Here is a 13,749-nt window from a genome sequence, read left to right as displayed (position 1 = left end):
CAACTCCCCTACCTCCCGCGCAGGGCTTTGAGCTTGGCCAGTGCCTCGGGGCTCAGGCGACTGCCCAGAGTCATCTTGATCTGCGGAGCCTCCTCGGCCTCGCGGACGTCGTTATCGATCTGTTTGATCTCGTCCACCAGCATGCGGCTCGAGATGCGCGTAACGCCCTTGCCCATGACGACGGCTTGAATTGTGCCGTCACTCGACACCACGGAGCACGCGCGGCCTTCCTCGCGCGCCTCGATGCAGAGCTTTTGCACCACGGTATCGGCCGATACGCCCGTCGGCGAAAACTCGATGCGCACGCCGCGGGCCGGCAGGTTGGGGCGCTCGCTAGAGATATTGCCAGCGCCGTCAAACACAATCACGGCCTCGTAGCGGCCCTGGGCAAAGGCGGCAACGTCGTTGATAAGGGCGGTGCGCGCCATATCGTGAACGTCGCTGGAATACGGATCGTCGGAATGGTCGTACACGAGCTTTTCGTAGCGCGGCGTGCAGTGGATCACATTGTAGCCGTCGACCACCAGCAGCTCGGGCTTATTGGAGTGCACCGTGGAGACCGGGTCGGCGATAGCCTGCGCAAACGCATTGCCGCCCACGCCATAGGTCGCGGCCGAGACAATCGGCTTGGCTGAGCCTTCGCCAAAGCGTTTGGCCTTAGACTTGGCGCGGTTCTTCTTGGACATGCACTACTCCTCCCCCATGAGCTCGCCGGCGTTGCGACGTAGCCACTCAAAACACAGTGCCGTCGTTGCCTGGGCAACGTTGAGGCTCTCGGTCATGCCACGCTGAGGAAGCTTGGTCAAAAAGTCGCATTTTTCGAGCACCAGGCGCGAGATGCCGTCGCCCTCGGAGCCCATGACAAGCGCCACGCGGCCCTCGAAGGGAGCATCCCAGCAACTGCCCTCGGCGTGCTCGGAGGCACCGCCCACCCAAAAGCCAGCGGCCTTAAGATCGTCGAGTGCACGAGCGACATTGGGGACCTGCGCGATAGGCAGATGCATGACGGCGCCGGCTGAGGTCTTGTAGCTGCCCACGGTCACGCCGGCAGCGCGCTTGTTGGCAATAATGACGCCCGCAGCGCCTACAACCTCGGCGGAGCGCACGATAGCGCCAAAGTTACCGTCATCGGTCACGTGATCGAGCACCACGACAAGCGCCGGGCCCTCGCCCGCACGGTCGAGGATATCGGCAACATCGGCATAAGGGAAGTTACCCACCTCGAGTGCAATACCCTGGTGAGCGCCATGGCTCGACAGCGCATCGAGCTGCGCACGCGGCACGTACTTAATGCGGACGCCCACGGCGTTGAGGTCATCGACCAGACGCGACAAGGCGGCATCGCGCTCCCCGCCCTCGGCAATGAGCGCGCACTTGATGGGAAAACCGGTGCGCAGCGCCTCGACGGCAGCACGACGGCCTTCGATAAACTCGCCCTTGGGAGCCTGGACAGCGTCGCGGTTGCGATCGCGCTGCGGACGCGCAGCTTGGGTGCGATCGCGCTGGCCCTTGGAAGCGGCAGCGCGGTCATTTCGACGAATCGGACGCGATCCAGAAGCGGCCTGCTTGCCGCCACGAGGCGCACGCTTGCGATTGTCGGCCATAGGACGGCCTCCTAAATACAACTATCAAACGAAACAAATGACCGACCGCCCGAGGTGCGGCAGATTGCCTTGAAAGAGGAGGGCATAGACCTTGAGGCCATGCCCGACGATTGAAAGGCAAGGTGCCGTGGCTCGGGCGGTCGGGTGCTTGGGAAACCCGCAGGGGTTAGAGGGATTTGATACGGGTGCCGGCGGCGGTGTCTTCAATCGTCAGGCCCAAGTCCTTGAGCTGATCGCGGATGGCGTCTGCCAAGTCCCAGTTTTTGGCGGCACGGGCCTCGGCGCGAGCCTCGAGAATCTTGGCAGCGGCCTCGTCCACGTCGCCACCAGTGTAGGCGACCAAGCCGGCGGCAACGCCCAAAAGGCCCAGCGGCAGCTCGACCTTGGGCTCGGGAAGCTCAACGCCAAACGTATCGAGCAGCTCGACCAGCGTATCGGCGGCAGCAAGAGCCGCGGCCTTGTCGGCAGCGTCGCCCGCCTGCTCCAGATACTGATTGCACTCGGTGACAAAGCCAAAGACGGCGCCCATGGCACCGGCGGTGTTAAAGTCGTCATCCATGCACTCCTTAAAGGCGGCACGGGTCTCGGCAGCCTTGGCGGCAAACGCCTCGGCGGCAGCCGCATCGGCATCGGCCGTCGCATGGCTCGCGGCCCAGCGCAGGTTCTCGACCGTACCGGCGATACGCGTGAGCGAATTCTCGGCACCCTCCAGGCGCTCCCAGGAAAAGTCGAGCGGCGAGCGATAGCTCGTCTGCAGCATCAGCAGGCGCAGGGCGGCAGCGGAGTGCTGCTCGAGCACCTCGGCCAGCGTAAAGAAGTTACCAAGCGATTTGGACATCTTCTCGCCGTCGACCAGCAGCATGCCCGTGTGCATCCAGGTGTTGGAGAAGCCCTGGTGCCAGGCGCAGGCAGCCTGGGCGCACTCGTTCTCGTGATGCGGGAAGGCAAGGTCGGAGCCACCGCCGTGAATATCGATCGGGGTACCCAGGTAGCGGTGCACCATGGCGGCGCACTCGGTGTGCCAACCGGGACGGCCCTCGCCCCAGGGGCTCGGCCAGCTGGGCTCGCCGGGCTTGGCGGCCTTCCACAGGGCAAAGTCGAGCGGGTCGTTCTTGTCCTCGTTCTCCTCGATGCGCGCACCCACCATAAGGTCGTCGATGTTGCGGCCCGAGACCTGACCATAGTTGGGATCGCTGCGCACGGCAAAGTACACGTCGCCGTTATCGGCGGCGTAAGCGTGGCCCTGCTCGATGAGCGCCTTGATCATGGCAATCATGGGGCCGATCTCCTTGGTGGCGCGGGGGCGCACATCGGGATCGAGCACGTTGGCAGCGCGCATGACGCCAATAAACTTATCCGAGAACTCCGTCGCGACCTCGGCGGCCGTACGGCCCTGCTCGTTGGCGCGCTTGATGATCTTGTCGTCGACATCGGTGAGGTTCTGGGCGAACGTGACCTCGTAGCCGCTCGCGATGAGCCAGCGTCGAATCACATCGAAGCTGATGAACGTGCGGGCGTTGCCGATGTGGATGTTGTCGTAAACCGTGGGGCCGCACACGTACATGCGGACCTTGCCGGGCTCGATGGGCTGGAACTCTTCCTTTTTATGGGTAGCGCTGTTGTAGATACGCATTCGTTACTCCTTAACGGTTTTCTGTAGCAGGCAGACGGCCCAGGCGCCAATTCCCTCGCCTTGACCTTCCCAACCGAGCTTTTCGGTCGTGGTGGCGGCGACGCCCACGTTTTCGACGTCAACGCCCAGGGCATGGGCCAAGTTGGCACGCATGGCATCGCGGTGCGGGGTGATCTTAGGCTGCTGGCAGGCAATGGTGCAGTCGGCATCGACAAACTCAAAGCCCAGCTCGCGCGCATAGTCCATTACGCGGGCAAGCAACACCATCGAGTCGGCACCCTCGTAGGCGGGGTCGGTGTCGGGGAACAGTTTGCCAATGTCTCCCCCGCGGCAGGCACCCAGAATAGCATCGGCCAGCGCGTGCGCGAGCACATCGGCATCCGAGTGGCCCAGCAGGCCACGCTCGTAGGGAATGTCGACCCCGCCGATGATACATCGACGCCCCTCCACCAAACGGTGGACGTCGTAGCCGTGGCCAATGCGCAGGTTACTGAACATGGGGAAGGTCCTCTCTCTCGGCCATCCGCCCGAGCAAAATCGCGGTTACGGGACGCAAGTCCTCGGGCACCGTCACCTTAAGGTTGTCGCGCGGGCTCTGGACGCAGCGGACGCGCCCACCCATGCGCTCGACCAGTGACGAATCGTCCGTACCGATAAAGCCCTCGGCAATCGCCGCGGCATGGGCGCGTTTCATGGCGTCGACACTAAAGATCTGCGGCGTCTGCGCGGCCCAATAGAGTTCGCGTGGCGGCGTCTCGACGATGTTGTCCCCATCGACGATCTTGAGCGTGTCGATCGCGGGCTGGCCACACACGACACCGTCGAGCGAGCGGTCACTCACGAGCACGTCGATAGCGTGATCGATGACCTCGGTAGTAATAAGCGGACGAGCGCCGTCGTGAATGGCGACGTATTCAAAGCCTGCCGGCACCGCATGCACGCCGGCACGAGTGGAGTCCTGGCGGGTATCGCCGGCATCGGCGAAGCTGATGGGCGTGTTATACGAATACGGGCTGATGGCCAGGCGGCGCATCTCGGCACGACGCTCGGCAGGGCAAACCACGACGATGTGGCCGACCTTATCGCTACGGTCAAACGCGCGGATGGACCAGCTCATAAGCGGACGGCCCGCTACATTGACGAGCTGCTTGCCACCGGGATTACCAAAGCGCTGGCCGCTGCCACCGGCAACGACCACGGCGCATACGGGCGCCATTATGCGTTCCCCTGTTTGGTGCCCTTCATGCGGTACAGGGAGTCCGCAAGAATGGCAGGGTTGTTAACGCCAAAGTCGCCCAGGCGCTCCGGATCCTTGCTGATGTCGTCCATGAGCTCCTGCAGCGAGCCATACTCGTCGACGATCTTCTCGGCCACGCCGTCGCGCACGACGGACACGCGCGAAAGCGTGCGCAGGCCCAGCGGCGTCATGACGGAGTCCTCGTCCAAGTCGTCGTAGCCCAGAACCGCCGCCACATGCTGCGGGTCGGACAAGTCCTTGGGCGTCATGCGGCTAAGCTCGGCACGGATCTTCTCGGCGTTTGCCTCGGAGGAATCGCTTGCGTAGTCGCGAATCATCAAGTCGTACTCGGTATCCATGCTGGAGCCGGCGAGCTGCTCGAGCTGCATCTGCACGAGCTTGCCCTGGTTGCCCAGCTTGACAATGCAATCCTTAAGCTCGGTCTTTGCCTGCTGCATGATCTCGAAACTCGAGAAAATGCCGGTGATGTCGGCGAGCGTGACGTAGTCGTCCAGCTCGAGGGCCGTCAGACGCAGCAGGGAGCGGTCGAGCGACTGACGGGTGGTCTGAAGCGTAGCGACGAGCTGGTTGACCGAGCTCATGATGGTGGTGACGGGCTGAATCTCATAGCTCTTGCCGTGCACATACACGTTGACGACGGCACGACGGGCCGAGACCGAGATCACGATGGCGTCGGTGAGCACCGACATGCGAGCGGCAGTACGGTGACGCATGCCCGTCTCGCTCGTGGCGAGCGAGGGGTCGGGATTGAGGTGGAAATTGGCGCGCAGGATCTGGGTAAGGTCGCCGTCGATGACGATGGCGCCGTCCATCTTGGAAAGCTCGAACAGGCGGTTCGAGGTAAACGAAATGTTGAGCGGGAAGCCGTCGTTACCGGCAGCGAGCACGTTTTCGGTATCGCCGACGCAGATAAGGGCGCCCAGGTGACCGGCGATGATCATGTCAAGGGCGGTGCGGATCGGCTGGCCAGGTGCCGTCAGGCGGATGGCCTGTTCCATACGCTTTTGCAGCTCGTTCTTATCCAAGGCATCGCTCCCATCGTATACGCTCCATAAACGTCAATAAGTTTCTCACGGTTTGCCCCTGTGACGCCCGCAAATTCCGATGCTTACAGAATGAGCGAACACCGCTTAGGTAGCTCATTTGGGACGGGGCTCTTTTGGCTGCTCATGTGGTAGCATCGGGTCTCATATAAATGAGGGAGTGGTCGTGTAATCGGGTTCGCCCGGAGAGAGGGAGCCAGACTATGGGACTCGCAGAGCTCGTGTTGCTCGCCGTTGGCCTTTCGATGGACGCCTTTGCCGTTTCCATCTGCAAGGGTCTCGGCATGAAAAAGATCAACCTTAAAGTCGCCGTTGTGCTCGGCCTGTTCTTTGGCGGCTTTCAGGCCGGCATGCCCGTAATCGGTTGGGCACTCGGCAGCCAGTTCATGGGCATCATCGGTCCCATAGACCATTGGATCGCCTTTATCCTTTTGGCCTTTATCGGCGGCAAGATGCTGTGGGAAACCTTTACCGAAGACGAGGATGAGGACGAAGGCGACGGCAAGGATGCCGAAAAGATCGACCTGGTCGAGTACCTAATCCTTGCCATCGCCACCTCGATTGACGCGCTCGCCGTGGGCATCTCGTTTGCCGCGCTCTCGGTCGATATCGTGCCCTCTGTATCACTTATCGGCGTCACAACGTTTATCTTCTCCGTCGCCGGCGTAGCGATCGGCCACACCTTTGGCGCGCGCTACGAAAAACCCGCCACCATCGTGGGTGGCGTCGTACTCGTCCTCATCGGGCTTAAGATCCTACTTGAGCACCTTGGGATCCTCGCACTGTGACGAATAACGGCCGCCCGGCATTACGCCAGGCGGCCGTTTTCATAGCCAGCCGTTTTAGAGCGGCTTAACCAAGGCGACCTTTACGCGGCGAGGCGCTTGAGGACGTCGATGAGCAGCTCGTAGAAGCGCTCGGCAGAAGCGAGCTCCATGCTCTCGTCCGGGGTGTGGACATCGGAGAGCGTCGGGCCCACGGCGATGGCGTCCAGGCCGTGCAGGGCCTCGGCAAACAGGCCGCACTCAAGGCCGGCGTGAATGGACTCGATGCGCAGCTCGGAGCCAAAGAGCTCGCGATAGCTCTCGACAAAGACGTCGCGGACCGGCGAATGCTCGGCATAGCTCCAGCCGGGATACTCGAACTCAAACTTGGCGTCGAAGCCCAGGACATCGGCCAGCGTCTGCAGGCGGTCCTTGAACTCGTTCTGCAGCGAGGTGATCGAGGAACGCGGGGACAGCATGATCTTGACCTCGTCGTCAGAAGTGGCAACCACACCGATGTTGGAGGAAACCTCGACGGAGCCGTCGGTAGCGACGTTGCGGCGGATCACGCCATTGGGGGCAAGACGCAGGGCGCGGATGAGGGCAAGCGCGGACTTCTCGTCCATGGCCTCGACCTCGGCGTCGTCGGCAATCTCGACAGTGCAGGTAAAGCCGGGGTCGAAGACCTCGAGCTCGGCAGTGACGTCGGCGATAATGCCCTTTGCGATCTGGGCCGCGGCCTCGGCGGCAGCGTGGTCGGCGTAGACCAGAACAGCCTTGCACTCACGGTTGATGGCGTTGTCCTTGGTGCCGCCGTTAAAGCTAACGATGGCGGGCTCGCCGGCAACCATCAGGCGGTCGATGATGCGGGCCATGATGAGGTTGCCGTTGCCGCGCTCCAGGTGGATATCGCTGCCGGAGTGACCGCCCAGCAGGCCGGAGATGTCGAACGTGAGGGTGCTACCGGTCTTGTGCTCGCGCGCGATCGGGCAGGTGTAGGTAACGACGACGCCGCCGGCGCAGCTGACGGTGGCAACGCCCTCTTCCTCGGAGTCAAGGTTGATCATGGTGCGGGCGCTAATCTGGGACTTGTCGAGCGTCTCGGCGCCGACCAGGCCAGTCTCCTCGTCGGTGGTGAATACGCACTCGAGGGCGGGGTGAACGATCGAATCGTCATCGAGAACAGTGAGCATCAGAGCGACGGCAATACCGTTGTCGGCGCCCAGCGTGGTGCCGTTAGCGGTGAGAACGCCGTCCTTGACGAGCAGGTCGATACCATCGGTCGTAAAGTCGTGCTCAACGGAGCCCAACTTGTCGCACACCATATCGATGTGGCCCTGCAGCATCACGGTCGGGGCATTCTCGGCACCGGCAGATGCGGGCTTGCGAATGATGACGTTGTAGACCTCGTCCTGATACACATCGAGACCGCGCTCCTTGGCAAACGCAACCAGGAAATCGCTGATGCCCTTCTCGTTGCCAGACCCACGGGGGATCGCGCTGACCTCCTCAAAGAAATGGAACAGCTGGGCGGGCTCATAGCCGGTGATCTTGTAGTCCATGGTGCCTCCTTGGCGCAACTGGTTAGACAATAAGACATGCGCCTTGTATATTCCCAGACTTCGTTTGCATAAACCAGTCGAAAACGCCGAGCGCTCTCGCATCATCGGCTAACGGCGGAGAAACGCCACTTTATTAAGGTAAAGCAGGTAGACGGACCGCGCCGAAGGGACGTTGGGCCCTTCAACCAACCTCAACGCTTGATCAACGCTTATGCATACACCGTTGGTATGTTTAATGAGATTTACTTTGAACGAGGGGCCTTTCCAACAGAAAAAAGGGCGCTCCTTTGGAACGCCCTCGTGGACACAAGGTTTTGTTACGCCCTACAGCGCGCCGGAACCGGCTTGCATCATGCCGCCGGGGCCCGAGCTTACGCCACTGCTCACAGGCGCGGCGTTTCCGGTGTGCGGCGCTTCCGGAGCGGTATCGCCCCCAAGCGCACCTGCCGGACGCGGCGCTGGGATCTCGCCCGTACCGTGGCTAAAGACGAACTTGCCGTCGGCCACGTCGCACAGGACGGTATCGCCGCTGCCCCACTCGCCGGCCAGCAGCTCCTCGGACAGCGGATCCTCGATGAGCTTTTGGATGGCGCGGCGCAGCGGACGTGCGCCGTTGGTGAGGTCGGTACCCTCGGCTACGATCTTGTCGTAGGCCGCATCGGTGAGTTTGATGTTCATGCCGTTGGCAATCAGGCGCTGGCGCAAGTCGTCCACCAGCAGGTGAGCGATCTTGGTCAAGTTCTCGCCCGAAAGCTTCTGAAACACCACGATGTCATCGATACGGTTGAGCAGCTCGGGGCGGAACAGGCGCTTGAGTTCGCCCATCGCACGGCCCTTAATCTCGCTCGAGGTAAGACCCTGCTCACCGGTGGTGCCAAAGCCAACGCTCGCATCCTGCGCAATCTCGCGGGCGCCCACGTTGGACGTCATGATGATCACGGTGTTGCGGAAATCGACCGTCTTGCCCTGGCTATCGGTCAGGCGACCCTCCTCAAGCACCTGCAGCAAGATGTTGAAGATATCGGGGTGCGCCTTCTCGATCTCGTCGAACAGCACGACCGAGTACGGGTGACGGCGAACGGCCTTGGTGAGCTGACCGCCCTCGTCGTGGCCCACGTAGCCCGGGGGGCTACCGATAAGCTTGGAGACCTCGAACTCGCTGCCAAACTCCGACATGTCGAAGCTGATGAGCGCGTCCTTGCTGCCAAAGAGGTACTCGGCGAGCGTCTTGGCGAGCTCGGTCTTGCCTGTGCCGGTAGGACCCAAGAAGATGAAGCTGCCGCCGGGACGACGCGGGTCCTTGAGCGGCGAGCGGCTGCGGCGCACTGCCTTGGCCACGGCCTCGACAGCTTCATCCTGGCCGATAATGCGGGTCTTGAGCACGCTTTCGGTCTGCAACAGACGACGGCTTTCGCTCTCGGTGAGCGAAGACACCGGCACGCCCGAGGTCACGGACACGATGTCGGCAACCTGGGCGACATCGATGGTGAGCGGGCTGGCGTCGAGCTCGGCCGTCCAAGCTGCCTTGGCCTCGGCGAGCTCAATCTCGGCAGCCTTCTGCTGCTCGGTAATCTCGGCGGCCTTGTTCATGTCGTCGCCCTCGGTGGCCTCCTGCGCGGCAGCCTTGAGCTCCTCCACGCGATGCTCGGCCTCGCGCACCGGCTCAGGCGCACGGTTGGCGGCAATGCGGGCGCGGGCGCCGGCCTCGTCGATGAGGTCGATGGCCTTATCGGGCAGGAAGCGATCCTGGATGTAGCGGTTGGAGAGGTTCGCGGCGGCCTCGATGGCACCCTGCGTATAGCGCACGTGGTGGTGCTCCTCGTAGCGTGGCTTGAGCGCGGTCAGGATCTTGACCGTGTCCTCGACGCTTGGCTCCTCAACATCGATGGTCTGGAAGCGGCGCTCGAAGGCCGGGTCCTTGGTGAGGTACTTGCGGAACTCCTCGGCCGTGGTGGCACCGATGATCTGGAAAGCGCCGCGCGCGAGCACGGGCTTGAGCATGGAGCTTGCATCGATGGATCCCTCGGCAGAACCGGCACCGATGATGGTGTGCATCTCGTCGATAAACAGGATGACGTCGTCGGCTTCGGTTGCCTCCTGGATCACGTTCTTGAGACGCTCCTCAAACTCACCGCGATATTTGGCGCCCGCGACAAGACCCGGCAGGTCGAGCGTCCAGATGTTCTGGTTCATAAGGTTCTCGGGCACGTTGCCGGCAGCGATCTGCTGCGCCAGGCCCTCGACGATGGCCGTCTTGCCCACGCCGGGGTCACCCAAGATAAGCGGGTTGTTCTTGGTGCGGCGCGAAAGGATCTCCATCATGCGCTGGACTTCCTTTTCGCGACCGATCACCGGGTCGAGCTTGCCGTCGCGCGCCTTCTGCGTAAGGTTGGTGGCGAACTGCTTGAGCGTGTCGGTGCCGCTCCCCTTTTGCTGCGAGGCGTCCGAGCCGCTAAAGAACGGCAGGCCTGTACCGGGACGCCCGGCACCGGCACCGGCGAGCGGGCGCTTCTTGTCTTGATCCTTGGCGGTAAGCTTCTCGATGGCTTTTTTAATGGAAGCGGACGAAACACCCAGGCGCATGAGAATGTCCATGGCCATGCCGTTGCCCTCTTCGACGATACCGATGAGCAGGTGCTCGGTCGACACATAGGTCTGGTTGTTCTCGCGCGCCACGCGGAAGGAACGCTCCATCACGCTGATGACGAGCGGCGTAAAAGCGAGCTTAGCGGCCTCGGTCTCCTCGCTGGGCTCGGGAACGGTGGTCTGGACCTCCTTGAGCGTGTCCATGATGTCATCGTAGGAGATATCGAGTGAGCGCAGTGCCTCGGCGGCAATGCCCTCGTCCTCCTTGGCGAGCGCGAGCAGCAGATGCTCGGTACCCACCTTATTTGAGTGAAGATCGAGCGCCTCCTGCTTGGCCATGGACATGACCTTGCGCGCGCGATCGGTAAAACGGTCCAACATGCTAGTTCCTCTTAGACGAGCTAGTTTTTCAAACGCAAAGCGCCACTCGTGGCGGCGCTTTGGTCTCTTTACCCATATGGAGTATATGTTAACCGCTGTGGCCTTTTCCGCGTGCAGCCATACGACAACGTCTACAAAAAAGGAATCGCCGGGTGCGGCGGGCGCTCTAGGTTAGAGGCTCTTGCCTAGCAGACGGGCTCGGCGTCCATACTCTCGGCAACGTCATCGACGACATCGGCAACGGGAGCGCCCGGCATACGTACGAGCTCCATATGCTGCTCTTCAAAGACGGTTCCCATGGGGAAGGCATGGCGAAAGATAAAGCGAGCAACCGGACCAGCCACCAGCAGGTTCCAGGGCAGGGCCATGATAAAGTTGCGCGGAATGTTGACGAGCCACATCATCGGCAGCACCTGCAGATTGGCAAGCGGGCCGCCGGGCATATGGAGCAGGCCTTCGCACGCGCCGTAGAGCGACATGATGATGACCATGGGAACGACCATGCAGGAGCTGACGGCGAGCGTCATGGCAAGCGGTGAGCTCTTACCCGGCGTGACCAGGAATTTAAAAGCGAAACCCTTGGCAAGGGGGCTGGCAACAAACCAGTCGCAGCACATGGCAAAAATGTAGGCAACGGGGAAGCCGAGCCACGCGGCGGCAATGGCCTCGCCGTTGATGGCCCCATGCTGCAGGGCAACGTTGTAGATGCTCATCCAGAGCACCATGCAAAAGCACATGATAAAGGTAAACAGCAGGCTCTCTCGTTTATTGATAGGCATAAAGGGCAAAATCCTTTCTGTGTTACGCCGCGGTGCACAACAAAAACGGGCGGGCGAGATGAAGCTACTGGGACTTCATCTCGCCCGCCCGTGGTACGTGCGTCTGCGACTACTTATGTGGTGGAACTACCCTAACACGAAAAGCCCGCGCTTCGTAAGCGTTGAGTTTATGAAGATGCAGGGCACCGATAATCCCCCGACCCCATAAGTTGCAGTGGAATACGGACTGTTTTGACCCTTTAAACAGCAATTCAGTCCCTATTTCACCGCAACTCATTTGGTGCAAAGTAACCTGTCCCCCCTTGTACCAATTAGCTGGTGTGGCGCCAGCGAGGGTCGGTGAGCGTACGCGCCACACCCAGCCCAACGGGCAGAAACGCTACGATGAGCACTGCGCGCACAAACCAGCCGAGCATATTGACTGTGTCGAAGGTGCACATGTAATACATAGAGCGATAGAGATACAGACCGGGCACCATAATGACAATCGAAGGCACCGTGAGGGCGATGCGCGGGTAGGTGAGCTTGACTTCGGCCAAGCTTGCCAGCAGACCCGATACCAGCGCGCCGATAAACGCTGCTGCCTCGGGAGGCATTCCCGTGCTGAGGCCCAGGAAGGGAATCATCGTCGGCGCATCGACAAGGGTCAGACGCAGGGTATTGGACACGGCGCCGATCAACCCAGCTGCCGCGGCCATCTTTACCGGGCTGTTGAACATCACCGAGAAGCCGAATACGCCAACGAAGCTCATCACCACGCGCAGGAGCGTAAGGGCAAGCGGCGAAAGGCCCAGTGGGGCAAAGTCGTCCGGCGCCAGTCCCACACACTCGGCAACCATCCAACCTACGAGGGTCGCCATCACAATAATCGACACAGCATACGAAAGACGCTCGATACCGCTTCGCATGTCGAGCTTAGCGATGTCGAGACCTGCCGTAATGAGCGGAAAGCCAGGAATCACAAAGAGCATGGCGCCGATATAGCCTTCTTGGTGCGACATTGCACCCGGAACAACCTGGGCGAGGCCGAGCAATGCCAGCAAATATGAGATACAGGCCAGTGCGACACCGAGCGTCAAAGCGCTGAACTGACCAAGGCCTTGCTTGAGAATATGGGAGCGGGCAAAGTTGCCGACACCCGCGCCCACGAACGCGCATGCCATCTCAATGGGACCGCCACCAAGTAAAAAGACAAAGGCGCCACAGGCGCAGGCTGCCGCAAGGCCCTGTTGCCAGGGCGCGTAATCAGGTTTTGAACTCTCAACGGTCTTGAGCATCTCGTGATACTCGTGCACCGTGAAGCGACGACCATAGGTCTCGATTTCCTTGAGGAAACTCTCCATCATCCAAATGCGATGGGTGTTGACGCCGGTTGTCGGCAGACTGACGACCTCGTTAAAGCAGTGGCCATCTTCGATGCAAGTACACTCAAACGACAGGAGACTTAAGTCAACATGGATGGTGACACCGAGTACGGCGGCGACTCGATTCATGGTATCGCGTACGCGCCAGGCACCCGTTCCACTCGCGAGCATAAGCATACCGGTGCGGCAGACGATGGATGATTTATCGGTGAGCGGCGCATCGACGGCAAGTTCATCGCCTGCCGTCACGATCTGGTGCCAGTCAGTTTTCATATGGAGCGCGCCGGCACGAACGCCGTGGTGCATGGGGGCTCTCGAAAGCAGCGAGTTAAGGCGCGAAGACTGTGGGGACTCCGTTGATTCGTCCTCAACCTCATCAGTCTCTTCATCGACCAGATCAAAGGAATCAAGCGGCGCTGGCTCGCGACGGTCGATCAGCTCCTCGTCCTCATCATCAAAGTAATTGAACTGATCGAGCATGTCCTCTTCGATTGCGCGCTCGCTCGCATCGTCCATCCCGGTGCTCCCTTCCTATCGACTAACCCCCATCCTAGACAGCGACGGCTAAAGGAAACATAAAAGAGACGGCTGTCATGCGAGCCATGCGTGCAATAGCCATTGGGTAGTCGTTTAAGAACGTCCCCAACGACTACTCCGGCAACGCCGCTGTTTTGGCAACGACAGACACTATGACCCAATCCGAGGGCACTAAAAAGATAGGAGCCCCCGCTCGTGACCGCGGGTCGGGGCTGCGACAATGATGTTGAAGTGCCAT

General features: G+C 61.1%; 11 protein-coding genes. 1 reads left to right on the top strand and 10 read right to left on the bottom strand.

The genetic code is table 11. From position 1 onward, the window contains the following. Positions 1-8: 8 nt before the first annotated feature. The 6 genes from ACTM82_RS07585 to disA form a co-directional block, all read right to left on the bottom strand. The gene (locus tag ACTM82_RS07585) at positions 9-686 is read right to left on the bottom strand and encodes an NYN domain-containing protein (protein WP_154514764.1); all 678 of its coding nucleotides are present in this window, start codon (positions 684-686) and stop codon (positions 9-11) included. A gap of 3 nt (positions 687-689) precedes the next feature. Next, the gene (rlmB, locus tag ACTM82_RS07580) at positions 690-1,604 is read right to left on the bottom strand and encodes a 23S rRNA (guanosine(2251)-2'-O)-methyltransferase RlmB (protein ID WP_441055522.1); all 915 of its coding nucleotides are present in this window, start codon (positions 1,602-1,604) and stop codon (positions 690-692) included. Positions 1,605-1,770: 166 nt separating this feature from the next. Then, positions 1,771-3,237 (bottom strand): cysteine--tRNA ligase, encoded by a 1,467-nt coding sequence (cysS, locus tag ACTM82_RS07575; RefSeq protein WP_441055524.1) that lies wholly within the window; start codon positions 3,235-3,237, stop codon positions 1,771-1,773. A gap of 3 nt (positions 3,238-3,240) precedes the next feature. Further along, the gene (gene ispF / locus ACTM82_RS07570; RefSeq protein ID WP_006234975.1) at positions 3,241-3,735 is read right to left on the bottom strand and encodes a 2-C-methyl-D-erythritol 2,4-cyclodiphosphate synthase; all 495 of its coding nucleotides are present in this window, start codon (positions 3,733-3,735) and stop codon (positions 3,241-3,243) included. Further along, positions 3,725-4,453: a 2-C-methyl-D-erythritol 4-phosphate cytidylyltransferase gene (ispD, locus tag ACTM82_RS07565; protein WP_441055526.1), complete on the bottom strand. Its 729-nt coding sequence runs from the start codon at positions 4,451-4,453 to the stop codon at positions 3,725-3,727. Before ispD ends, ispF begins: the two co-directional genes overlap by 11 nt. Further along, positions 4,453-5,493 (bottom strand): DNA integrity scanning diadenylate cyclase DisA, encoded by a 1,041-nt coding sequence (gene disA, locus ACTM82_RS07560; RefSeq protein WP_370450554.1) that lies wholly within the window; start codon positions 5,491-5,493, stop codon positions 4,453-4,455. Before disA ends, ispD begins: the two co-directional genes overlap by 1 nt. Before the next feature lie 248 nt (positions 5,494-5,741). Between disA and ACTM82_RS07555 the strand changes: the two genes are divergently transcribed. Next, positions 5,742-6,326 carry a manganese efflux pump MntP gene (locus ACTM82_RS07555; protein ID WP_441032113.1) on the top strand — a complete coding sequence of 195 codons (585 nt, stop codon included), beginning with the start codon at positions 5,742-5,744 and terminating at the stop codon, positions 6,324-6,326. Between the two features lie 80 nt (positions 6,327-6,406). Here the strand turns inward: ACTM82_RS07555 and ACTM82_RS07550 are convergent, their stop codons facing one another. The 4 genes from ACTM82_RS07550 to ACTM82_RS07535 all read right to left on the bottom strand — a co-directional run bounded on the left by ACTM82_RS07550 (position 6,407) and on the right by ACTM82_RS07535 (position 13,490). After that, the gene (locus ACTM82_RS07550) at positions 6,407-7,864 is read right to left on the bottom strand and encodes an aminoacyl-histidine dipeptidase (RefSeq protein WP_154514776.1); all 1,458 of its coding nucleotides are present in this window, start codon (positions 7,862-7,864) and stop codon (positions 6,407-6,409) included. Positions 7,865-8,188: 324 nt separating this feature from the next. Beyond that, the gene (locus ACTM82_RS07545) at positions 8,189-10,831 is read right to left on the bottom strand and encodes an ATP-dependent Clp protease ATP-binding subunit (protein ID WP_441055528.1); all 2,643 of its coding nucleotides are present in this window, start codon (positions 10,829-10,831) and stop codon (positions 8,189-8,191) included. 185 nt (positions 10,832-11,016) lie between these two features. Continuing rightward, positions 11,017-11,610, bottom strand: a complete 594-nt coding sequence (locus ACTM82_RS07540) for a DUF2798 domain-containing protein (protein WP_441055530.1) — start codon at positions 11,608-11,610, stop codon at positions 11,017-11,019. Between the two features lie 311 nt (positions 11,611-11,921). Then, complete coding sequence (locus tag ACTM82_RS07535; protein WP_441032103.1) at positions 11,922-13,490, bottom strand: threonine/serine ThrE exporter family protein; 1,569 nt, start codon at positions 13,488-13,490, stop codon at positions 11,922-11,924. Positions 13,491-13,749: the final 259 nt, after the last annotated feature.

Source organism: Collinsella sp. HCP3S3_E5, from assembly GCF_052067635.1.
In the GTDB taxonomy this organism is placed as follows: Bacteria; Actinomycetota; Coriobacteriia; order Coriobacteriales; family Coriobacteriaceae; genus Collinsella.
Note: the sequence above shows the minus strand (reverse complement) of the source record. Positions and strands in the feature narration are given on the sequence as shown.